Here is a 20,643-nt window from a genome sequence, read left to right on the forward strand (position 1 = left end):
CCGCGCGTCGAAAGTCGGTCCGGAAAGCGGAGATTCAGCCATGCGTCCCGTCACGATGCAGACAGCGGCCGATGCGCCGGCCGTGCCCACGCGCGGCGCGTCGCGCGAGCCCGGCGTGGTCGCGGCCAGCGTCTATGCCGATGGCCGCCGCGTCGCCGACATCGCCATCGAGGAGGCCGGCGCCTGGCGCAGGCGGCCGGGCCATGTGGTGTGGATCGGGCTGCATGAGCCTGATGCTGAGCTGCTGCAGCGCGTGGCCGAGCAGTTCGGACTGCACGAGCTCGCGATCGAGGATGCGTCGAAGGCGCATCAGCAGCCCAAGGTCGAACGCTACGGCGATGCGCTGTTCGTCGTCGCCCGCACCGCGCAGCTCGTCAACGAGCACATCGTGTTCGGCGAGACCCACGTCTTCGTCGGCCCCGGCTTCGTCGTCTCGGTGCGCCACGGCGCCTCGACCTCCTATGGCGCGGTGCGCGAGCGCTGCGAGAGCTGTCCCGGCTCGCTCGCCAAGGGCGAGGACTACATCCTCTATGCGATCCTCGATTTCATCGTCGACAACTACCGCCCGGTGACCGAGAGCATCATGGCGGAGGTCGAGACGCTGGAGGAGGTCGTGCTGCAGCGGCCGCTCGCGCGTCACGAGGTCGACCTTCTGTATCGCCTGCGGCGCGACCTGCTGCGGCTGCGCCGCGCCGTCGGCCCGGTGGTCGACGTCTGCAAGCGGCTCGAGCACGTCGACAACGTCGCGATCGATGCCGAGATGGCGCCGCTGTTTCGCGACGTCCTCGACCACGCCAAGCGCGCCGAGGAGGATGCGGATTCCCTGCGCGAGATCCTCGCCTTCGTGTTCGAGGCCAGCATGATGGCCGGCCAGGCGCAGCAGACCGACATCGCCCGTCGCCTCACGGCCTGGGCCGCGATCCTTGCGGTGCCGACCGCGGTCGCCGGCATCTACGGCATGAACTTCGAGCACATGCCTGAGCTGAAATGGCAATACGGCTACTACGCGGTGCTCGGTTTCATCGCCACTGTCTGCAGCGTGCTATATTGGCAGTTCAGGCGGCGCGGGTGGCTGTGAGTTGACGGACCGTTGGTCCCTCCTCCCGAAGCGGGGCGGGTCACTTGCGAGCGGCGCGAGGCGTTGCCCCGAATCCCTGCGCCAAAGCGATGCGCGATGCCAGTGCACTGAGTGCGGTGGCGTCGAGACCGCCGAGCACGACGTGGCGGCGTGTGACATCGAAATCCGAGCTGCTCAGCGGGACCCCCTTGCGGCATGATGGGTCTGCCGTTGAGGCGACAAGGCGCGTGCCATGGCGCAGCGGTCACGCCGCCGCGGATCGCCCCTGATGCGCGAACCACCACGCGGCGATGGCGTCCGTCAGTTCGTCCCAGGTCGCGGTCGGCAGGTCGGGCACGGCGACGCGCACGCTGTAGCGATCCGTGGTGGCGTCGTGAAACCATTCCGTCGCAGCGAAATCGAAGCCGAAGCTGCCGGCGTGGCGGATCGGCAGCCCGGCGCGCCGCAGATCATCACTCATGGCGGTTGCGGCTTGCCGCGCGGTGGTCTCGTCCAGAGGCGCGCGGCCTGCCAGCGTGACGTAGAGGCCGTGCGCGAAGTCGAGCTCCGCGGTCAGTTCGGGAAGCGTCGTCGCGAATTGACGCCGCGCGCGCCGGCTGTTGCGCAGGATGGCGGCGACGCGGCGCGCGGTCAGCTCGCGATAGGCGGGCAGGCCGACATAAGGCGGGAAATGCGCCGGCAGCGCGGCGCCGCCGAGCAGCCTGACGGCGTTGCGCGTCTCGTCCGGCAGCGTCTGAAGCGCAACGCGGCTTGCAGAGCCGGCATTGGTCCAATCGCTGAAAGCGACCGAGCCAAGCCGGCCGTACTCGGCGCCGAGCGAGTCGAGCTTGGTGTGGCTGCGCACCATCACGACCGGCACGTTCCAGCGTCGCGCCCAGGCCAGCACGCGGCGAACGCGGCCGGAGCCGTTGGCAAAGCAGGTGGTGTCGAAGATCAGGAGATCGATCGCCGGGCGGTCGCAACTCAGCACGGCTTCGAAGCGCGGCGCGGTCGCGCTGGAATCGATCAGCAGCAGCCGCGGCGCGGGCGAGGGCTGCGCCAGCGCGGCGGCAAGGTCGCGGGTCAGCGTCACCGGGCGCAGATGCCGCGCATGCGCCGCGACCAGCTCCTGCGTCTCGCCATAGGAGCCCGGCAGCATCAGCAGGTCCGCCGTACCGAGAACGGGCCGCGTCGCCAGCAGCAGTGCCGCGATCGCGGCCATGCCGGAGATGGTGTAGATGGTGTCCTGACGGCTCTCGCCCACCGCATAGAATGACGGCCCGCGCACGTCGAGATCGGCGCGCTGATAGTCGTAGCTGAAGGCGAACGGGCCGGCGCGATGATCGGCGGCATCCGCCCAGGCCGTCTCCGTCGCGGTCCAGTCGCCCAGCGCGTGCTCCGCCTTCAGCGCGGCCGTGAGCTGAAACTTGCGCCGGATGACCTCCATCACGGCGCGCGGCGCCGGCAGCGCATGCGGTCTCCGCAGGCAGTCGTTCAGGAGCTGCAGCTCCTGATGCTTGCGGGCGAGATAGGCTTCGATCGTCTCCATCGGCCTCTTCACGGGTGATGCGTCCGGGATGCAACGCGCAGGAATTGCCATGGGTCCAAACGCGGTACGGCAGCGCTGCGCGATTTGCGGTAGTCTGGCCGGACAAGGGAGAAGATGATGAGCAGGGAACTGGAAGGCAAGGTGGCGGCGGTCACCGGCGCGGCGTCGGGCATCGGGCTGGCCAGCAGCGCAGCGATGCTGGCGGCCGGCGCGCGCGTCGTCATGATCGATCGCGACGCCGCGGCGCTGGCGAGCCTGCGCGAGCGGCACGGCGACGCCGTGATCCCCGTGGTCATCGACCTGCTCGATCCCACGGATTGCGCCACCCTGCTGCCGCGCGTCCTCGATGCGGCCGGCCGGCTCGACATCCTCCACGCCAATGCCGGCAGCTATCTCGGCGGCGATCTCGTCGACGCCAGGACCGACGCCATCGACCGCATGCTGAACCTCAACGTCAACGTCGTGATGAAGAATGTGCGCGACGTTCTCCCGCACATGATCGCGCGCGGGACGGGCGACATCATCGTCACCAGCTCGCTCGCGGCGCATTACCCGACGCCGTGGGAGCCGGTCTATGCGTCGTCGAAATGGGCGATCGACTGCTTCGTGCAGACGGTGCGCCGCCAGGTGTTCAAGCACGGCATCCGCGTCGGCGCGATCTCGCCAGGCCCGGTGGTGACCGCGCTGATCGCGGACTGGCCGGCCGAGAAGCTGAAGGAGGCGCGCGAGTCCGGCAGCCTGCTGGAGCCGGGCGAAGTCGCCGATGTCGTGCTGTTCATGCTGACCCGCCCGCGCCATATGACCATCCGCGACGTCGTGATGCTGCCGACGAATTTTGATCTGTAGGGCAGCCAAATTTTCATGAGCTGGAATCAGCCCCAAGTGATCGCCGCGCGTCAGGACATCCTTCAAGTGGCGCGGGATGTCCTGTCCGGCGCCGTGTCTCCGATCGAGGGTGCGCGAAGCATCGCAAGGCTTCGCTTCACCGCGCGGCTCGAGACCGATGTCGACATTCTTCCCCTGGTTGGAATCGACTCCGAAACGGACGCGCTCCCGCTTGGCCGCGATCGCGAGCACTGGCAGGCGCAAGCGCTGATCGACCTGCAGGGGGCGATCGATGACGCGCAGCGCTGGGCGCGCGACGTGGCAGACAGCCGTTGCCGAAGCCTTCTGGCTCGCTCGGACAGTCTGTTGCGATGGCCGGGTTGACGGCCGTTCCAGGCTGCCGCCTTCACAGCGTCCGCGTATGACGATGAGTCCGGGAAACTACGGAGATTGAATTAAGCACGGTCTTAAGCATGCGGACCGTAGCTTCATGCGAATCAAATCCGAGGTTTAACGATGAAGATCGGCCGCCTGTTCGCAATTTCCATGCTGTCGGTGACGGCTTTGGCCGTCCTGCCTGCTGCTCAAGTCGTGATCGAGCAGGTCAGGGCTGTCAGCCACAAGGCCGAGGCGATCAAGACGGTCGAGGCGTTCGGCGCCGTGCTGCTCTACGCGCAGGACGTGGTCGGCCATCGCGCCCCCTACATCACGCCCATCTTCCAGGATACTCCCGCCACGCCCGCGCAGCTCGAAGGCGTGCGCAAGATCAGGCAGTCCGCCGACGCATCCTTCGCCAGGGCGCGCGCGCAGCTGGCGAACGTCTCCAACGGCGAGGCGATCACACGCAGCCTGGACCAGGCCTCGTCCAAGCTGAACGAGATCCTCGCCAAGGTGGACCCCGCGCTGACCGCGCCGCTGAACGCGCGCGATCCGGCCGTCATCAAGAGCTTTCTCCCCGGGGTCACCCAGGTCGCCCTGGCAATCGAGCCGATCCTGAACCAGCTGCAGAACCGCATTGCCAATGCCGACGCGTCGCTGACGACGCTGCTCGACGTGGCCCGCACGGCGCAAGACCTGCGCGTGACCGCCGGCGGTCGTGCCGCCGCGCTGTCGCCGGCGCTCAGCGCTCGCCGCGCCGTGGCTCCGGCCGAGAAGGCGGCGATGGATCGCGCCCAGGGCCGCACCGAGGTCGACCGCGAGCGCCTGGAGGCCGGCATCGACCAGCTCGGCAATCCGGAGCGCCTGCTCACGGCCTTCAAGGACGCCCGGGAGGCCTATTTCGGACGCGCCGTTCCGATCGTCGACAAGGACATCGCCGCCGGGCTCGGCGATCTCAACTACGCACTCACCGCCGACAGCCTGGCCGAGGCGGTCGTCCCGGCCGTGCAGAAGTTCTTCGTCGTGCGCGACGCCGCGATCGCCGAGGCCCGCGAACGCGCCGTCGCGGCGCGCGATGCAGCCTATCTGATGCTCGCGCTGGCGACGGCGGTGGTCGCGGCCCTCGCCGGCATTCTCGTGTTCGTCACCATGCTGCTGCGCCGCCGCGTGATCAACCCGATCGTGAACCTGACCGGCCTGATCGGCGAGATGGCGGCCGGCCATGACGACGTGGCGATCCCGACGATCAATCGCGACGACGAGATCGCCGCGATGACCGGCTCGCTGCAGACCTTCAAGGAGGCGCTGCTGGAGAAGAAGCGCGCCGAGCAGGCGGCCGCGGCCGACGCGCAGGCCAAGATTGAGCGCGGCCAGCGTGTCGAGCGCTTCACGCGCGAGTTCGAGATGGCGATCGGCGAGGTCGTCGGCATCGTGTCATCGGCGTCGGCCGATCTGGAGCGCTCCGCCGCCACGCTGACGACGACCGCCGGCCGCTCGCTGGAGCTCGCCACCGTGGTGACCTCGGCGTCCGAGGAAGCCTCGACCAACGTGCATTCGGTCGCCGCGGCTGCCGAGGAGATGAGCTCGTCGGTCAACGAGATCAGCCGCCAGGTGCAGGACTCCGCGCGCATCGCCAACGAGGCGCTGGCGCAGGCGCGCAAGACCAACGACAACGTCGCCGAGCTCGCCAAGGCCGCCGCGCGGATCGGCGACGTCGTCGAGCTGATCAATGCGATCGCCGGACAGACCAACCTGCTCGCGCTCAACGCCACCATCGAGGCCGCCCGCGCCGGCGAGGCCGGACGCGGCTTCGCGGTGGTCGCCTCGGAGGTGAAGGCGCTGGCCGAGCAGACCGCCAAGGCGACCGGCGAGATCGGCCAGCAGATCGGCGGCATCCAGGCGGCGACCCAGGAGTCGGTCGGCTCGATCAAGGAGATCGGCGAAACCATCGCCCGGATGTCGGAGATCGCCTCCGCCATCGCCTCCGCCGTCGAGGAGCAGAGCTCGGCGACGCGCGAAATCTCGCGCAACGTCCAGCAGGCCGCTCACGGCACCCAGCAGGTGTCGGCCAACATCGCCAGCGTCCGGCAGGGCGCCGACGACACCGGCTCGGCCTCGTCGCAGGTGCTGTCCGCCGCGAAGTCGCTGTCCGGCCAGAGCAGCCGCCTCCGCGACGAGGTCAGCCGCTTCCTGAACTCGGTGCGGGCGGCGTGAGGCTGGCTTGATGCGTCGGCCGCGGTGAGGCGCGCGCCTCGCTCGTCGATCGCCGCGGAACCGCGTAGCCTGCATGAGCGCTTGCGAGCAAAGGGTCTGCAGTCCCGGCTGTCGCTGATGTTCACCGCGCGAGATCGCCGCCGGCGATCTCTTCCACTTGGGGCGGAGGTACAGGAAGGACATGCTGATGCTCGATCACCTCACGGTCATCGCGCCGAGCCTCGCCGAGGGCGTTGCGCATGTTCGCCATTGCATCGATCTCGATGTCCCGTTCGGGCAGCGCCATGACTATATGGGCACCCACAATCATCTGCTTCAGCTAGGCGATGCGGTCTATTTGGAGATCGTGGCCGTGGATCCTGAGGCGGTGACGCCCCGGCGGGTGCGTTGGTTTGGTCTGGATGACCATGGGCGGGTGAGGGCGGATTGGGACGAGGGGCGCCGCCTGCGCGGCTGGGTCGCAAGGACGGATGCGATCGATGTGGTCATGGCCGGACATCCGGATGTGTTCGGCGCGAAGGCGGCTCTGCCGGACGCCAATCCGTCGTTCGATTTCGCGATTCCCGAGGATGGCTCGCTGCCGCGCGATGGCGCAGTCCCCTCCATCATCGACAGGCGCGGCAGGCCTCGTGCGATGGCGAGCATCGCCGATCTCGGCGCGCGCTTGAGGTCGTTCGTGCTCGAACATCCGGACCTCGCGGCGCTGCAGGCCTTCTATCGCGCGCTGCCGGTGGATCGTCCGCCCGAGATCAGGCCCGGGCCGCGGTTGCGCTATCGCGCGCAGATTGAAACACCGGCCGGCTTGAAGGAGCTGACGTGACCTGCAGCGATGTCATCGCTTCGGCGCTTCAGGCGCCCGCCGCGTTGCTGTGGTTTTCGACGCGGGGCAACTGATCCCGGCGGCCCGTTCGAGGTGACGCCGGGAGTGCGCTAGGCCGGCTTGGTCTGCTCCGCGATCGCCCTGGATTAAGGTGACAGTGCACTTTTCCGGCTAGCCTGCCGTAGCTCGTCGCATACCCCCATGCCCAAACTGCCCGTCGTGCCAGTTTGCCGCAGCAGTTCGGCTTGCACCGTCGGGCAAATCACCTTCACATTTCCCGGCGTCCCGCGCTCATCGAAGAGGGGCGCTTCGCGAGTCGTCACGAGCGTTGTGTGTGGGATGCGATGGCCGGTGTGTCGCCAAGGCGCGTCAGCGCGAGACGGCTGGTGACATGTCGGACGGTGAAGTCGCGTGGTCCTGGCCTCCCGATGCTGAGGTCAAGCTCGCTGATGTGCGTCAGTGCATCGCGGGTGATGGGGGCAACAAAGCCCGGTCCCCAGGGAGAGCGCGTATAAATCGTAAGCCCATCGCGCAGGGAGGGCCGGGCGTGTTCGGCCAGACCTGTGGTACCTGCCGCCTGCATTTTTTTCCGCAGGCGGGCCACGGGCGCGGCCAGCGCCCGGCCTTCCCTGCGCCCTCGATTTCCGGAGAGGGCGGTGCTGCAGCAGAGCTCGGACGCAAATCGCGCCGCGAGGCCGATGACGCGCATCTGTGCATGGCTTGCGGTCCCGAGGCGTCGCCGAAGATCATGTCGGGGAAGAATGCCCTGGTGCTGCCGGACAGGATTGAACTGTCGACCTCTCCCTTACCAAGGGAGTGCTCTACCACTGAGCTACGGCAGCAAAGGGACTGGCGGGGACAGGCCCGAAGGCCGCGACCGAACGCGGGCGGTTCTTGCCACAAGGTCCCCGCCTGCGCAAGCGCGGCTCGTCCGGTTTTCGGGGAAAGACGTCAGCGTGATGCATCGAAAGGGAGCGAAAGACCTCCGAATCGGAGCGAAATCGCCCGTTCACGGCGGATTCTCGCGGTTGGCCGCCCTTGGCGTCCCCAATGCCCGGGTCACGCCGGCAACTCCCCATCCGGGCGGGCGACGGCCGGTCGGGCGGAACCTAGCGTCTGCGTCGCCAACGCCTCTTGGCTTTCGCATCTGCGGCCCCAATTGTGCCTCTGGTATGGGGTGACCGGGGGGAGGGATGACGGATAAGACCGGGAAGGCGGCGCCGAAGGGCGCGCGCGAGGAGCGGCTGAAGCAGGCGCTGCGCGAGAACCTGAAGCGGCGCAAGGCGCAGAGCCGCGAGCGCAGCCAGACGGTGATGGCCGAGGAGGGCGGCGTGGACGAGGCCGCTGTCGACGGTCCGGACGATTCGAAGCGTTGAGCAGATTGCAAGCGGGGTGGGCGTGATGGCGGCGGATGAAGGGATGACGGTGGAGGCGGGGGCACAGCGGGCGGAGCTGGCGAAGACGTTGCCGCGCTTCGACCAGACGTTTCCGGAGCTGACGCCGCCGGAGATCGCGCGTCTGCGGGGCTTCGGCGAGATCCAGACCTATCGTGACGGCGAGCTGCTGTTCGAGACCGGCAAGCCCGGCCCCGGCATGTTCGTGATTCTCAAGGGCCATGTCGCGATCACCCAGCGTGACGGTCTCGGTCACGTCACGCCGGTGATCGACCAGGGGCCAGGGCAGTTTCTGGCCGAGATCGCCCAGCTCTCCGGCCGCGTCGCGCTGGTCGACGGCCACGCCGAGGGCGATGTCGAGGTCATCCTGATTCGTCCCGAACGATTGCGCGCGCTGTTGATCGCCGAGGCCGAGCTCGGTGAGCGCATCATGCGGGCGCTGATCCTGCGCCGTGTCAATCTCATTCAGGGCGGCGCCGGCGGCCCGGTCATGATCGGGCCGCCGCAATCGGCCGCGATCGCGCGGCTGCAGAGCTTTCTCACCCGCAACGGCTTTCCGCACCATCTGCTCGATCCCGCCGTCGATCACGACGCGGCCGATCTGATCGCGCGCTATTCGCCGACGCCGGCCGAGCTGCCGCTGGTGGTGGTGTCCGACGGCAGCGTGCTGCGCAATCCCAGCGAGACCGAGCTGGCGCGTGCCGTCGGCATGATCGGTGGTCCGCGCGGCGAGAAGATCTACGATGTCGCGGTCGTCGGCTGCGGGCCGGCGGGCCTGGCCACCGCGGTGTATGGCGCCTCCGAAGGTCTGTCGGTGGCGGTGCTGGATTCGCGCGCGTTCGGCGGCCAGGCTGGCGCCAGCGCCCGCATCGAGAACTATTTTGGCTTCCCGACCGGCATCACCGGCCTCGCGCTGACCGCGCGCGCCTTCAACCAGGCGCAGAAGTTCGGCGCCGAGATCATGATCCCGGTGTCGGTCAATGCGCTCGACTGCGAGCGCAGGGCCGGCGCCTTCGTGCTGGCGCTCGAGGGCGGCGACGAGGTGCGGGCGCGCTCTGTGGTGGTTGCCAGCGGCGCGCGCTATCGCCGACCTGATCTCGACCGGCTCAAGGAGTTCGAGGGCCGCGGCGTGTGGTACTGGGCCTCGCCGATCGAGGCGCGGCTGTGCGCGGGACAGGAGGTTGCGCTGGTCGGCGGCGGCAACTCCGCCGGCCAGGCCGCGGTGTTTCTGTCGGGCCACGTCAAGAAGGTGCGGATGATCATCCGCGGCGGCGGGCTTGCCGCGTCGATGTCGCGCTATCTCATCGAGCGCATCGAGGCGACGCCGAACATCGAGCTGTTGTTCAACACCGAGGTCGTCGCGCTCGATGGCGGGGCCGACACGGGGCTCGAACGCATCACCTTGAAGAGCCGGCTGTCGGGCGAAGAGACGCCCGCCGACATCAGCAATCTGTTTCTGTTCGTCGGCGCCGATCCCGCCACCGGCTGGCTCGACGGCTGCGGCATCACGCTCGACCGCGCCGGCTTCGTCGTCACCGGCGCGCAGTCGGAGCAGAATGCCGGGCGGATGGTGTCGCCGCTGGAGACCTCGGTGCCCGGCGTCTATGCGGTCGGCGACGTCCGCTCCGGCTCGGTCAAGCGCGTCGGCGGCGCGATCGGCGAGGGCGCCCAGGTCGTCGCCGCGCTGCACGGGTTTCTGGCCGATGTGCTCGTACCACCGGTCTGATTCGCGCGTTCCCGCCGCGGCGGGCCGCACCGTCGGGGGATGAATTCCCCGGCGATGCGACCTGCCGTTGCGAACCCATCAAATCGCCGTAATGTCGGTCCTGTTGCGCCGACCTTAGCCCAATTTCCCGGCCAGCCCCACAGGACCAGCATGGATCGCATTCGCATCGTCGGCGGCAACCCGCTTCGCGGCACCATCCCGATTTCGGGCGCGAAGAACGCCGCCCTGCCGCTGATGATCGCGGGTCTTTTGACGCCGGAGACGCTGATCCTGGACAACGTCCCGCGGCTGGCCGACGTCGCGCAGCTGCAGCGCATCCTCGGCAATCACGGCGTGGACATCATGTCGGTCGGCAAGCGTCCCGGCGATGGCCAGTACCAGGGCCAGACGCTGCAGATCTCGGCGGCCAACATCATCGACACCACGGCGCCGTATGAGCTGGTGTCGCGGATGCGCGCCAGCTTCTGGGTGATCGCGCCGCTGCTGGCGCGCATGCACGAGGCGCGGGTGTCCCTGCCCGGCGGCTGCGCGATCGGCACCCGTCCGGTCGATCTCCTGATCATGGCGCTGGAAAAGCTCGGCGCCAATATCGACATCGACGCCGGCTACGTGGTCGCCAAGGCGCCGGGCGGCCTGCGCGGCGGCACGATCGATTTCCCCAAGGTCACCGTCGGCGGCACCCATGTCGCGGTCATGGCCGCGAGCCTCGCCAAGGGCACGACCGTCATCACCAACGCCGCCTGCGAGCCGGAGATCACCGATCTCGCGGACTGCCTCAACAAGATGGGCGCGCGCATCACCGGCGCCGGCACGCCACGCATCGAGATCGAGGGCGTCGTTTCTCTGCACGGCGCGCGTCACACCGTGCTGCCCGACCGCATCGAGGCCGGCACCTATGCGATCGCCGCGGCGATGACCGGCGGCGATGTCCGGCTCGCCGGCGCGCGGCCGGAGCTGTTGCAGTCCGCGCTCGACGTGCTGATCGAGGCGGGCGCCGAGATCACGAGCGACGCCGAGGGCATCCGCGTCGTCAGAAACGGCCACGGCATCCGCCCGGTGCAGGTGACGACCGCGCCGTTCCCCGGCTTTCCGACCGACCTGCAGGCCCAGCTGATGGCGCTGATGGTCTGCGCGCAGGGCGCCTCGGCGATCACCGAGACCATCTTCGAGAACCGTTTCATGCATGTGCAGGAACTCGCGCGGTTCGGCGCGCGTATCAGTCTCGATGGCGAGACCGCGCGGATCGAGGGCACCTCGAGCCTGCGCGGCGCGCCAGTGATGGCGACCGATCTGCGCGCCTCGGTGTCGCTGGTCATTGCCGGGCTTGCTGCGGAAGGCGAAACCATGATCAATCGCGTCTATCATCTCGATCGCGGCTTCGAGCGGCTGGAGGACAAGCTGAAGGCCTGCGGCGCCATGATCGAGCGCATCCGCGAGTGAGGGCGCTGCCAAGAGGATGAGACCGTGACCGACCGGCTCAAACTGATCGCGCTCGATGCCGACGATCTCGCCGTCATCTCGGCCCATGTGCAGGACGCGCGGGTGCAGGCGGCCGACATCATCTGGCGCCAGGCCGAGAAGCGGCTGGTGATCGGCATGAACCGGCTCGACTGGGATCAGGCGCTGCATGGCGAGAGCGAGCCGCGCCGGCTGTTGGCGGCGCTGCGGTTCGACCGGGTGCTGGCCTGCAAGTCGCGGCGGATCGAGGTCGATGCGCCCGATACTGTGCTGGAGCTGATCGGCATCGAATTCCATGCCGGCGCCGAGCCGCCCGCCGGCAGCGCGCTGCTGCTGTTCTCCCATGGCGGCGCATTGCGGCTCGATGTCGAATGTCTGGAATGCGAGCTGACCGATCTTGGCGAGGACGATCTCGGCACCAGCGATATCGATGGCGGTCCGCCGCTGACCCGGTAGGCGCCTGTTCAAAGGGTTGACGGCCCCGCGCTGCCGCGCCATTGAGCAGGGGGTCGGGGGCAGCCACCCCTTCGGAAAGTGCCAGAGATGCCCATTCGCCTGTCCCGCACCAGCGCCGATTTCGACACCCAGTTTCGGCAGTTTCTCGCCGCCAAGCGCGAGACCTCCGCCGACGTCGAAGCCGCCGCCCGCGCCATCGTCGACGACGTCGCCCGGCGCGGCGATGCGGCGCTGCTCGAGGCGACGCGCAAGTTCGACCGCTTGGAGCTCGACGCCTCCTCGCTGCGCGTCAAGCCTGCCGAGATCGAGGCCGCCTTCAAGGCCTGCGATACGGCCACGCTGGATGCGCTGAAATTCGCCCGCGACCGCATCGAAGCCTTTCATCTCAAGCAATTGCCGCAGGACCAACGCTTCACCGACGCCGCCGGCGTCGAGCTCGGCTGGCGTTGGAGCGCGATCGAATCGGCAGGGCTCTATGTGCCGGGTGGCACTGCGGCCTATCCGTCCTCGGTGCTGATGAACGCCATTCCGGCCAAGGTCGCAGGCGTCGCGCGCCTCGTGATGGTGGTGCCGGCGCCGGACGGCAGGCTCAATCCGCTGGTGCTGGCCGCCGCCCATCTCGGCGGCGTCTCCGAGATCTACCGCGTCGGCGGCGCCCAGGCCGTGGCGGCGCTGGCGCATGGCACCGCGACGATCGCTCCCGTCGCCAAGATCGTCGGCCCCGGCAATGCCTATGTCGCCGCCGCCAAGCGGCTGGTGTTCGGCAAGGTCGGCATCGACATGATCGCCGGCCCCTCCGAGGTGCTGGTCATCGCCGACGACAGCGGCAATGCCGACTGGATCGCCGCCGATCTGCTCGCGCAGGCCGAGCACGACGCCAGCGCGCAGTCGATCCTGATCACCGACAGCCGCCGCTTGGCATCCGACGTCGCCCGCGCCGTCGAGGGCCAGCTCAAGACCTTGCCCCGCGCCGCGATCGCCGGCGCGTCGTGGGCCGATTTCGGCGCCATCATCGAGGTCGAGCATCTCGACCAGGCGGTGCCGCTGGCGGACGCCATCGCCGCCGAGCATCTGGAGATCATGACGGCCGATCCCGACGCGTTCGCGGCCAAGGTCCGCAATGCCGGCGCCATCTTCCTCGGTGCGCACACGCCGGAGGCGATCGGCGACTATGTCGGCGGCTCCAATCACGTGCTGCCGACCGCGCGCTCGGCGCGGTTCTCCTCGGGCCTCGGCGTGCTCGACTTCATGAAGCGCACGTCGCTGTTGAAATGCGGCCCCGAGCAGTTGCGCGCGCTGGGACCAGCAGCGATGACTCTGGGCAAGGCCGAGGGTCTCGACGCCCATTCACGCTCCGTGGGAATACGCCTCAATCTGCCATGACCCAGCACCCGCCAGGCGACGACCGGACCAATCGCATCGTGGCGGTGACGCTCGACGAGGAGTCGATCGGCCGCTCCGGTCCGGACATTGAGCATGAGCGGGCGATTGCGATCTACGACCTCGTCGAGGAGAATCTGTTCGCGCCCGAGGGCGCCGACGGCGCCGGTCCCTTCACCCTGCATCTCGGCATCACCGCCAACCGGCTGATGTTCGACATCCGCAAGGAGGACGGCACGCCTGTCGTGACGCATCTGTTGTCGCTGTCGCCGTTCCGACGGATCGTGAAGGACTATTTCATGATCTGCGACAGCTACTACCAGGCGATCCGCACCGCGACCCCCGACAAGATCGAGGCCATCGACATGGGCCGCCGCGGCATCCATGACGAGGGTTCGCGCACCTTGCAGGAGCGGCTGAAGGGCAAGGTGCGGGTCGATTTCGAGACCTCGCGCCGGCTGTTTACCCTGATCACCGTGCTGCACTGGAAGGGCGAGGGCCAGTGATGCCGTCCGCGCTGCATCGTCGCCTGCTGCCGAGCCCGGCCACCCTCGCGGCCGAGGGCGCCTAGGCGCATGGCCGAGGTGCCGCCGCGCGCGCGCCAGCCGCAGGCGGTGCTGTTCGCCTGCGGCCAGAACAGCGTGCGCTCGCCGATGGCCGAGAGCCTGCTGCGCCAGATGTATCCGCAGGCGCTCTATGTCCGCTCCGCCGGCGTCAAGAAGGGTGAGCTCGACCCGTTCGCGGTGTCGGTGATGGCCGAGCTCGGCCAGGACATCTCGCAGCACAAGCCGACCACCTTCGAGGAGCTCGATGACTGGGAGGGGCTGAATTTCGACCTCATCATCACCCTCTCGCCCGAGGCCCATCACAAGGCCCTGGAACTGACCCGCACCATCGCCGCCGACGTCGAATACTGGCCGACGCCCGACCCGACCGGCGCCGACGGCAACCGCGAGCAGAAGCTCGCGGCCTATCGCGAAGTCTGCGACGGCCTGTTCACGCGGATCCGCAAGCGTTTCGGCAAGCCTGGCCCGGCGGGCTTGTAGGGTCCGGTTCCACCGCAGGTGTCATCGAACCGAAATACCAACGTCGTCCCCCGCTCAAATTCGCGCCGTAGAGCAGGCCCGTCGCAGCCTTGTCGCAGCCTTCGGGTTGTGGAATGACAGCCCTTCCGATAGGTTCCGCGCGCACGCCCCGCCGCTTCCGAATCCCCCAGCGAAATCAGCATGCTCGGCCGTCCCAAAATCGTTCTTGCATCCGGCTCGCCGCGGCGTCTGGCGCTGCTCAACCAGGCCGGCATCGAGCCCGACGCGCTGCGCCCCGCCGACGTCGACGAGACGCCAAAGCGTGGCGAGCTGCCGCGCGCCTGCGCCAATCGGCTGGCCCGCGCCAAGGCCGATGCCGCGCTCAAATCGGTCCAGCTCGACGACGAGCTGCGCGGCGCCTTCATCATCTCCGCCGACACGGTGGTCGCCGTCGGCCGCCGCATCCTGCCGAAGGCCAATCTGGTCGACGAGGCCTCGCAGTGCCTGCGCCTCCTGTCCGGCCGCAACCATCGCGTCTACACCGCGATCACCCTGGTGACGCCGAAGGAGGCGTTCCGCCAGCGCCTGGTCGAGACCCGCGTCCGCTTCAAGCGGCTCAGCGAGGACGACATCCAGGCCTATATCGGCTCCGGCGAATGGCGGGGTAAGGCCGGCGGCTACGCCGTGCAGGGCATCGCCGGCTCGTTCGTGGTCAAGATGGTCGGCTCCTACACCAACGTCGTCGGCCTGCCGCTCTACGAGACCACGACGCTCCTCGCCGGCGAGGGGTTTCCGATCCGCTTCGGCTGGCTCAACACCGTCGGCGTCTGACCATCCGCGGGGGTGCATCCGCGCGTCCAGCCCATTAAATAACCGCCGATGTCCGACGAATCGCCCAACCGGAGCGCCCCCGCTTCGAAATCCGCCAAGCCCGTCCGCCGCTGCCCGATCTGCAACCGGCCCGCGGCCGAGCCCGTCCGCCCGTTCTGCTCGCCGCGCTGTCGCGACGTCGACCTGCATCGCTGGCTCAGCGGCTCCTATGTCATCCCGGCCGCCGAAGGCGACGAGGACGACGTCGAATAGCGCCGTGTTTTCATCATCTTGCCCCTGCGGTGCCGGCCGGTCGTGACGGGCGTCCCGCGCCGCCGCGCAACCGCACAAGGAATGTGAAAACTTCGCCTCAGGGCGGTAGACAGCGCCGCCCGCTCTGACTATAACCCGCCGGCTCGCCGGGCTTTTTTGCCCTTCACGAGACCTGCCCAGGTAGCTCAGTTGGTAGAGCATGCGACTGAAAATCGCAGTGTCGGTGGTTCGATTCCGCCCCTGGGCACCATTTTTCGTTCGCCAGCGTTCCCTATCGTTCGCACGCGTTCGTCGATCAGCAAGAACCACCATTAAACCAATCCCTTCGCCGTCCAATGGCGCCCGGTATGGTTCGCGATTGTTCGATGGCATCCGGCGTCATCGGGTACACTGCAGGTAAGCCAAAAAGGCCGGGTATACTGGCTGGCCGCCCGGCGTGCCTTGCCAAAGTGCGAACTATCGAAAAATTGCAACGTCGCCGGCGGAAAGGTCGGTTGATGACGCATTCGACGCGATCATTTACGGCTTGACATCGATGCTCCTGAAGGGCCGCTGAGCTGGCGGAGTTTTCTCATCGTCGCAAACCGCTCCATCATCGCTCAGCAATTGCACTGCGTCGCTATTGGGGACGGCCATTGCACCCTCAGGTCTGATACCCGCCAGATCGACTTTGGGGCGTTCGACCGGGTCAGAGCCGATGCCGTTCCACAGAAAGATGGCGAAGCCACCGGCCTGATCGGAAACCGGCCCGGCGACGATGACATACTGCTCGGGTTGTGAGCTGATCAGATCCATGCTGCGAAACCCGCGGCCACCGAGCGAAAGTCGGACGACGGGACCGAATTCCGGCGCGTCGCCGCGGTCGATCACTGGCGCGGGGTTCAACAAAGGGATAACTAAGGCCTTCCCATCGATGATGGGCGCTCGCAATCCGATCAATAATTGACCGGAGGGCGTGGCCGCCAACGCCTCGATATTGAGAGCGGACGATTCCACGCCAGCGGCCGTCGCAAGCGGTACCGCGAGCGACTTTGCCGGATTGCCGGCACCCATCAACGTCGGCACTGATCCGGTTTTGCCAATGCTCGTCGCAAACAAGATGTTTCGCTTGCGTTTGAACTCTGCGTCCTTGTTGAAAGAATGAGAGCTTATCCAATAAATTCGATCGCCAATCCGCGCGGCGGCCTCCAGATCAGACTTGTCGAACGACGTGAACGGCTCCATGTCCACCCCCTCTCCAATCGGTTCGGGATTTCCGCGCCGGTAGATTTTGAAGTCGATTGGTTTCGTCGCTGGCGACGGCAAAATGCTCAGCGTCGATGAACGCACCAGCAGACGCCTCGCACAGGCCTTTATAGTCGAGCGCGTGACTTTGGGATACAAGGCTACACGCGCTCGCAACCAGGACAGCGACGATTTTGCAAAAACGCACGGCGGCGCCCTCAATTTCTCGACGTTGTTCCGACTTGGCGTATCTTCAATGACTCAATATGGCTGGACCATCTACGCCAGCACTCGAACTCGTTAGCTTGTCGAAGTCGGCGAGGTGTGCCGGCGATTCCGCCGAGCCTAGTGTTTGCGAACGGATTTTACGCGCTGTCCGCAGGGGTTCGCATTTGGACTTGCGGCGCTTTGGAAGCGGATGTGTGATTATATCCTCCTCACGTCAGGCGCTATTAGTGTTGACGATAAAGCGCCCTGTCGTCTCAGATCTTGTCGTTGACCCATTTGTCCAGCGCGGCCTCGGTGTCGGGACCGAACAGGCGCTCCGGACAATCCGTGGTCCCCGCATTTTCGGGCGTGTATTTGTGACCGTGGATGGCGCTTTTTGGCAGCTTGTATTCGCTGAGCAACCAGCGAACCAGGGCGATGGACGCGTTTTCTTGCGGCGGAGTCATCTGGTCGCCTTGGGCCGCGCTGTGTTCGATACCGATCGAATCGGCGTTTGCGTTCTTTGCGTGCCACGCCTTGTCGCCGTCATGCACCATTTGAAAAATCGATCCGTCGCGGCCAATCACGTAGTGGGCGGACACCTTCGAGGCCGGGTTCAAGAAATGGGAAATAGTGCCGTCGACATTGCGGCTTGTGGTGTAGTGCATGATGACGCGGCGGATCGGCATTCCATTGCGGCTGGAATGGTTCGGGCTCTGGATGAACTGCTTGATGGAAGGCTTCGGTGGCTGCTCGCTCGTACCGTGAATGGCGTCGTGCGGGGCGTGGTCTGAGACGACGTGATCGGACAGGTCGTGATCTGACAGGTTGTCCTGGGGCACGTCGCTGGCGACCGCCTGTCCACCGCCTCCGAGGTCGTCGATCTGGTGCCTCGCCGTGGGGAGAAGCGCCAGGACATTGTCCGCATAGAGATGGGTCGGCGTATAGATCGGTCCGATGAAGCGAATGAAATCCTCCGGCGTACCGACATGGTCGCGCCATCCCTCATACGGCGACCGGTCCAGGAAATTCCAGTAGCCGGCGATGAACTTCTTGCGCGAGGTGAACCTGCAATATTTGTCGGTGCCGTCGTGCGCCGCATAGTCCACCGGCGTGGCAAAGCCGTTCATCTCGCTCCGCCATTTCAACCTGGCGAAATTGCGAAAATCCGTCGCCAGGCTGCTGCGGCCGTAGCCGCTTTCCAATGTCCATTGTGCGACGGTCACCGCGCGAAGAGCTGCAAACTCGACGTCCGCGGCGAGATAGTCCTTGACCAATGCCTTGAATTCCTCGGTGTAGGGGGCCATTTTTTGTCTCTCCATGATGCGTGTCTTCGAGCGTTGAAGTCATCCCGATCGGGCCGTAGTCTGCGCGCGGCCGACGCTGGCGTCAGCGCGCGCCAACGTTCAGATCTTTCCTGTCAGACTGATCTTGTAGATGTCGCTGCGCGCACCCGTGTCTTCGTCGTGCCCGCGCCCATAGGAGCCGGTGAGACCAATGTAGCCGTCCTTGTCGAGGTTGTAAGTCAGGCTCGACTGAAACAGCGAGAGCCCACGGCCGGAATAGGCTTCGTAGGCCCAATGATAGGAGACCGACCCTGCGAAATGGGAGAAGAAGTCCGAGGTGCCGGGATAGAGCGTCATGGTCAGTTGCGGACCGATACGCAGGGCACGGCTCCTGTCATTGAAGGCGAGCGGCCTGCTGCCGTTGACGATGCCGGCATACTGGACCAGCAGGCTGGGGTCGAAGCGCACGATCAGCGGAAGGCCCGCAAAGGGCTTGAAGGGCGAGTGAATGTGGACGCGGGAATAGTCGTCGTAGACGGGAAGCCATTCAAACGTCAGGTTGCTCGCCGTCGTCTGCCTGATGCGATCCTCCACACCGCCGCCGCGCAGGCGAAAATAGTTTGCCGAATAGACGTCGCCGGAAGTCACGGTGCCGTATTCGAACACCCCGCCATAGGCTAGCTTGTCGGCGTTCGCGTCGGCTTCCGAAACAGCCGAGTTCGTCGAACGATTGGCGGTCACGTAGCCGCCGGTGCTCGTGTAGTAGGAGCCCGCGCCGGCGAAGTTGTAGAGCAGTGCCGCCGTGCCATCGAGCGACCAGTTGGCGTTCTGCTTGATCTGGTCGCGGGAGTAGGAGATTTCCGCGCCCGTCGCCTTTGCGACGTCCTGCGGACAATTGGCGATACCGATGTCCTTCCAGTCCTTGCGCAGCAGCGGCACGAATCCACGGCATTTGGCGTGGGCGTTGTTCGGAGCGTCATCGCGCTCCGCCGACGGTGGGACGTGACCTGCGGCTCGGGCAGGCGCCGCGAATGTTTCCGTCGCGTTCGGCAGGGCGGCCAAGGCGGTCGACGCGGAGCCGGGCCGGCTGGCTTGCATGTTGTCCATGCGCTGCCGTCCTTTTCGTTCCGGGCGTTGGCCGATCGCCCGTTTGAGCGCGGCCCGCTCCTTCTCATCCATCGTCGCGTAGATGCTCAAGGCCAGCGAGACCTTGCTCGCCTGCTCGCTCGATCCCGCGAGGACATCGCCCGTCGGACACGACGCGACCAGAAAGAGCATGCCTGCAGCGGTCGCTCTCGAAACTGTGCCGGATCTCGACATCACACGTTCTCCCGCGCCTTGACGACCTTGATGATGTCGGAAATCGTCGCGCAGTCGCTGAGCGCCCATGCGCCCAGGGCGACGTTGTGCCAATGCTGGCGGTCGATGCCCCCACGAATGACGTCCTTGGAAGGGGCGTCGTCGTAACCGAGGTCGGCCAGCGCCGTGTCGTCCGTCAGTGTCGTTCCCGGCGACAGCTCGTCCATGATTGCGTAGACGAACTGCTTCGCGTTGGATGGCGCCCTTCTGGTCGAGGCCGTGGCGGACGGCAGGGCCAGTGCCGGAGTTGCTGCGGCCTGGGAGCCTGCGGCGGCAGCAGCCATGGCGGCAGCGGGCCTGTCGGCAGCAGGCGTGCCGGCAGGCTTCGCGGGCGCGAGATACTTGCTGATGAAGCCTTCGAGTACGTCGGTTCCGAGATATCCTGCCGATGCAAAGCTGAGGAGAGTGTGCCAGTCAAACGGACTCGTTCCGGGTCCGGCATTTGCAATGTAGATGACTCCCGCGGCGAGACCGACCAGCATGCCGATCATCAGGCTGGTGACGAGGCGTGCCGCCTGATAAAGGTCATTCGGGCTGACGCCCTGGCTCTTGGCGTCATCAGCCATTCCTTTGAGTCCGACGATGGCACGGGCCCCCTGGCCGAGAAGACCCATCAGTCCTGCGAGGACGAGAACGATCAGCATCGTGGTCGGTTGGTTCATCGAATGTCCCCTGAATTGATCTGTTTCAACTGCGCAATACGAATTGCGATCTCAAACCGAGAACGTCTGCTGAGCCTGCGATTGGCTGACGGACATGGTCGTGCCGCGAACGAATGACGACATACCGGAAGAAAAGTGACCCGGTGGATCGACAGTTCGCTCGGCTCCAGCGCACGACTTGATAGTTCAAAGCGCTGCGCGTCAGTTGTGAGTAAAGCGTGAGTTTTTGCGATCCGGGCAGACAGGCGGTTTGCGAACTGGTGCCAGTTCACTCACTCACTCAGGAGCGCTTCAATGGCTCCAGGTCATGCTCGCCGATGCGGTCGACGAGCAGGATCAGCCAGTGGATCGTCTGGCGCTCCAGCGCGGAGAGATCGGAACGCTGCGCCAGATGCAAGGCCTCCGGACGGAATTCGGCCCAGCGTCGATAAAAATCGATCAGATCACGCGGAGCGATCTGCTCCCCTTGCTGGTTCTCGCCCTCGTCGCCGTCCCCGCGGTTTGTCATGCTGCGAGGTTAATGCAGGCGGCCGTTTCCGG

Annotated in this window: 20 protein-coding genes and 2 tRNA genes; 15 read left to right on the forward strand and 7 right to left on the reverse strand. The window is 66.6% G+C overall.

Annotated elements, in window-relative coordinates:
• Window positions 1–40: 40 nt before the first annotated feature.
• Entirely contained in the window at window positions 41–1,078 is a 1,038-nt protein-coding gene (gene corA, locus QW881_RS27005; RefSeq protein WP_315757564.1) for a magnesium/cobalt transporter CorA, read from the forward strand.
• 244 nt (window positions 1,079–1,322) lie between these two features.
• On the opposite strand, the gene QW881_RS27010 is transcribed toward corA, so the two are convergent.
• Window positions 1,323–2,606, reverse strand: coding sequence for a hypothetical protein (locus QW881_RS27010; RefSeq protein WP_315757563.1), 1,284 nt, complete (start codon window positions 2,604–2,606; stop codon window positions 1,323–1,325).
• Between the two features lie 117 nt (window positions 2,607–2,723).
• Here QW881_RS27010 and QW881_RS27015 point away from each other — a divergent pair, with 117 nt between their 5' ends.
• From QW881_RS27015 to QW881_RS27030, 4 genes are all read left to right on the forward strand, one after another.
• Window positions 2,724–3,452, forward strand: coding sequence for an SDR family oxidoreductase (locus QW881_RS27015; protein ID WP_315757562.1), 729 nt, complete (start codon window positions 2,724–2,726; stop codon window positions 3,450–3,452).
• Window positions 3,453–3,467: 15 nt separating this feature from the next.
• Window positions 3,468–3,815: a hypothetical protein gene (locus tag QW881_RS27020; RefSeq protein WP_315717880.1), complete on the forward strand. Its 348-nt coding sequence runs from the start codon at window positions 3,468–3,470 to the stop codon at window positions 3,813–3,815.
• Window positions 3,816–3,947: 132 nt separating this feature from the next.
• Entirely contained in the window at window positions 3,948–6,023 is a 2,076-nt protein-coding gene (locus QW881_RS27025) for a HAMP domain-containing methyl-accepting chemotaxis protein (protein WP_316158946.1), read from the forward strand.
• Between the two features lie 181 nt (window positions 6,024–6,204).
• On the forward strand, window positions 6,205–6,843 hold the full coding sequence (locus tag QW881_RS27030; protein WP_315757560.1) for a VOC family protein: 639 nt from the start codon (window positions 6,205–6,207) through the stop codon (window positions 6,841–6,843).
• 767 nt (window positions 6,844–7,610) lie between these two features.
• On the opposite strand, the gene QW881_RS27035 is transcribed toward QW881_RS27030, so the two are convergent.
• A tRNA-Thr gene (locus QW881_RS27035) sits at window positions 7,611–7,685 on the reverse strand.
• A gap of 351 nt (window positions 7,686–8,036) precedes the next feature.
• Here QW881_RS27035 and QW881_RS27040 point away from each other — a divergent pair.
• The 10 genes from QW881_RS27040 (at window position 8,037) to QW881_RS27085 (ending at window position 15,615) form a co-directional block, all read left to right on the forward strand.
• Window positions 8,037–8,219, forward strand: coding sequence for a hypothetical protein (locus tag QW881_RS27040; RefSeq protein WP_315757559.1), 183 nt, complete (start codon window positions 8,037–8,039; stop codon window positions 8,217–8,219).
• A 25-nt stretch (window positions 8,220–8,244) separates the two neighbouring features.
• The gene (locus QW881_RS27045) at window positions 8,245–9,963 is read left to right on the forward strand and encodes an FAD-dependent oxidoreductase (RefSeq protein WP_316159247.1); all 1,719 of its coding nucleotides are present in this window, start codon (window positions 8,245–8,247) and stop codon (window positions 9,961–9,963) included.
• Window positions 9,964–10,113: 150 nt separating this feature from the next.
• On the forward strand, window positions 10,114–11,403 hold the full coding sequence (murA, locus tag QW881_RS27050) for a UDP-N-acetylglucosamine 1-carboxyvinyltransferase (RefSeq protein ID WP_315757557.1): 1,290 nt from the start codon (window positions 10,114–10,116) through the stop codon (window positions 11,401–11,403).
• A 24-nt stretch (window positions 11,404–11,427) separates the two neighbouring features.
• Window positions 11,428–11,877 carry a DUF2948 family protein gene (locus QW881_RS27055; RefSeq protein ID WP_315735991.1) on the forward strand — a complete coding sequence of 150 codons (450 nt, stop codon included), beginning with the start codon at window positions 11,428–11,430 and terminating at the stop codon, window positions 11,875–11,877.
• A gap of 87 nt (window positions 11,878–11,964) precedes the next feature.
• A complete protein-coding gene (gene hisD / locus QW881_RS27060; RefSeq protein WP_315757556.1) occupies window positions 11,965–13,260 on the forward strand; it encodes a histidinol dehydrogenase in 1,296 nt (431 codons plus the stop codon).
• Window positions 13,257–13,763 carry a UPF0262 family protein gene (locus QW881_RS27065; RefSeq protein ID WP_315717869.1) on the forward strand — a complete coding sequence of 169 codons (507 nt, stop codon included), beginning with the start codon at window positions 13,257–13,259 and terminating at the stop codon, window positions 13,761–13,763. Before hisD ends, QW881_RS27065 begins: the two co-directional genes overlap by 4 nt.
• Window positions 13,764–13,832: 69 nt before the next feature.
• Complete coding sequence (locus QW881_RS27070; RefSeq protein ID WP_315757555.1) at window positions 13,833–14,303, forward strand: arsenate reductase ArsC; 471 nt, start codon at window positions 13,833–13,835, stop codon at window positions 14,301–14,303.
• A gap of 180 nt (window positions 14,304–14,483) precedes the next feature.
• On the forward strand, window positions 14,484–15,113 hold the full coding sequence (locus QW881_RS27075) for a Maf-like protein (RefSeq protein ID WP_006613056.1): 630 nt from the start codon (window positions 14,484–14,486) through the stop codon (window positions 15,111–15,113).
• Window positions 15,114–15,161: 48 nt separating this feature from the next.
• The gene (gene yacG / locus QW881_RS27080; protein ID WP_315757554.1) at window positions 15,162–15,365 is read left to right on the forward strand and encodes a DNA gyrase inhibitor YacG; all 204 of its coding nucleotides are present in this window, start codon (window positions 15,162–15,164) and stop codon (window positions 15,363–15,365) included.
• Window positions 15,366–15,539: 174 nt separating this feature from the next.
• Window positions 15,540–15,615: transfer RNA gene (locus QW881_RS27085), tRNA-Phe, on the forward strand.
• A gap of 269 nt (window positions 15,616–15,884) precedes the next feature.
• Here QW881_RS27085 and QW881_RS27090 read toward each other — a convergent pair.
• The 5 genes from QW881_RS27090 to QW881_RS27110 form a co-directional block, all read right to left on the reverse strand.
• Entirely contained in the window at window positions 15,885–16,694 is an 810-nt protein-coding gene (locus QW881_RS27090; RefSeq protein WP_315759586.1) for a DUF3616 domain-containing protein, read from the reverse strand.
• A gap of 377 nt (window positions 16,695–17,071) precedes the next feature.
• Window positions 17,072–18,103, reverse strand: a complete 1,032-nt coding sequence (locus tag QW881_RS27095) for an N-acetylmuramoyl-L-alanine amidase (RefSeq protein WP_315759587.1) — start codon at window positions 18,101–18,103, stop codon at window positions 17,072–17,074.
• A 99-nt stretch (window positions 18,104–18,202) separates the two neighbouring features.
• Window positions 18,203–19,495, reverse strand: a complete 1,293-nt coding sequence (locus tag QW881_RS27100) for a hypothetical protein (RefSeq protein WP_315759588.1) — start codon at window positions 19,493–19,495, stop codon at window positions 18,203–18,205.
• Window positions 19,402–20,103, reverse strand: a complete 702-nt coding sequence (locus QW881_RS27105; protein WP_316159246.1) for a hypothetical protein — start codon at window positions 20,101–20,103, stop codon at window positions 19,402–19,404. Before QW881_RS27105 ends, QW881_RS27100 begins: the two co-directional genes overlap by 94 nt.
• A 280-nt stretch (window positions 20,104–20,383) precedes the next feature.
• Window positions 20,384–20,611, reverse strand: a complete 228-nt coding sequence (locus QW881_RS27110; protein ID WP_315759590.1) for a hypothetical protein — start codon at window positions 20,609–20,611, stop codon at window positions 20,384–20,386.
• Between the last annotated feature and the right edge of the window lie 32 nt (window positions 20,612–20,643).

Source organism: Bradyrhizobium sp. SZCCHNS3016, from assembly GCF_032484535.1.
In the GTDB taxonomy this organism is placed as follows: domain Bacteria; phylum Pseudomonadota; class Alphaproteobacteria; order Rhizobiales; family Xanthobacteraceae; genus Bradyrhizobium.

Excerpts from the sequence above, each read along its gene's own strand:
- corA (WP_315757564.1), top strand. The coding sequence starts at position 41 with ATGCGTCCCGTCACGATGCAGACAGCGGCCGATGCGCCGGCCGTGCCC.
- QW881_RS27010 (WP_315757563.1), bottom strand. The coding sequence starts at position 2,606 with ATGGAGACGATCGAAGCCTATCTCGCCCGCAAGCATCAGGAGCTGCAG.
- QW881_RS27015 (WP_315757562.1), top strand. The coding sequence starts at position 2,724 with ATGAGCAGGGAACTGGAAGGCAAGGTGGCGGCGGTCACCGGCGCGGCG.
- QW881_RS27020 (WP_315717880.1), top strand. The coding sequence starts at position 3,468 with ATGAGCTGGAATCAGCCCCAAGTGATCGCCGCGCGTCAGGACATCCTT.
- QW881_RS27025 (WP_316158946.1), top strand. The coding sequence starts at position 3,948 with ATGAAGATCGGCCGCCTGTTCGCAATTTCCATGCTGTCGGTGACGGCT.
- QW881_RS27030 (WP_315757560.1), top strand. The coding sequence starts at position 6,205 with ATGCTGATGCTCGATCACCTCACGGTCATCGCGCCGAGCCTCGCCGAG.
- QW881_RS27040 (WP_315757559.1), top strand. The coding sequence starts at position 8,037 with ATGACGGATAAGACCGGGAAGGCGGCGCCGAAGGGCGCGCGCGAGGAG.
- QW881_RS27045 (WP_316159247.1), top strand. The coding sequence starts at position 8,245 with ATGGCGGCGGATGAAGGGATGACGGTGGAGGCGGGGGCACAGCGGGCG.
- murA (WP_315757557.1), top strand. The coding sequence starts at position 10,114 with ATGGATCGCATTCGCATCGTCGGCGGCAACCCGCTTCGCGGCACCATC.
- hisD (WP_315757556.1), top strand. The coding sequence starts at position 11,965 with ATGCCCATTCGCCTGTCCCGCACCAGCGCCGATTTCGACACCCAGTTT.
- QW881_RS27065 (WP_315717869.1), top strand. The coding sequence starts at position 13,257 with ATGACCCAGCACCCGCCAGGCGACGACCGGACCAATCGCATCGTGGCG.
- QW881_RS27070 (WP_315757555.1), top strand. The coding sequence starts at position 13,833 with ATGGCCGAGGTGCCGCCGCGCGCGCGCCAGCCGCAGGCGGTGCTGTTC.
- QW881_RS27075 (WP_006613056.1), top strand. The coding sequence starts at position 14,484 with ATGCTCGGCCGTCCCAAAATCGTTCTTGCATCCGGCTCGCCGCGGCGT.
- yacG (WP_315757554.1), top strand. The coding sequence starts at position 15,162 with ATGTCCGACGAATCGCCCAACCGGAGCGCCCCCGCTTCGAAATCCGCC.
- QW881_RS27095 (WP_315759587.1), bottom strand. The coding sequence starts at position 18,103 with ATGGCCCCCTACACCGAGGAATTCAAGGCATTGGTCAAGGACTATCTC.
- QW881_RS27105 (WP_316159246.1), bottom strand. The coding sequence starts at position 20,103 with ATGAACCAACCGACCACGATGCTGATCGTTCTCGTCCTCGCAGGACTG.
- QW881_RS27110 (WP_315759590.1), bottom strand. The coding sequence starts at position 20,611 with ATGACAAACCGCGGGGACGGCGACGAGGGCGAGAACCAGCAAGGGGAG.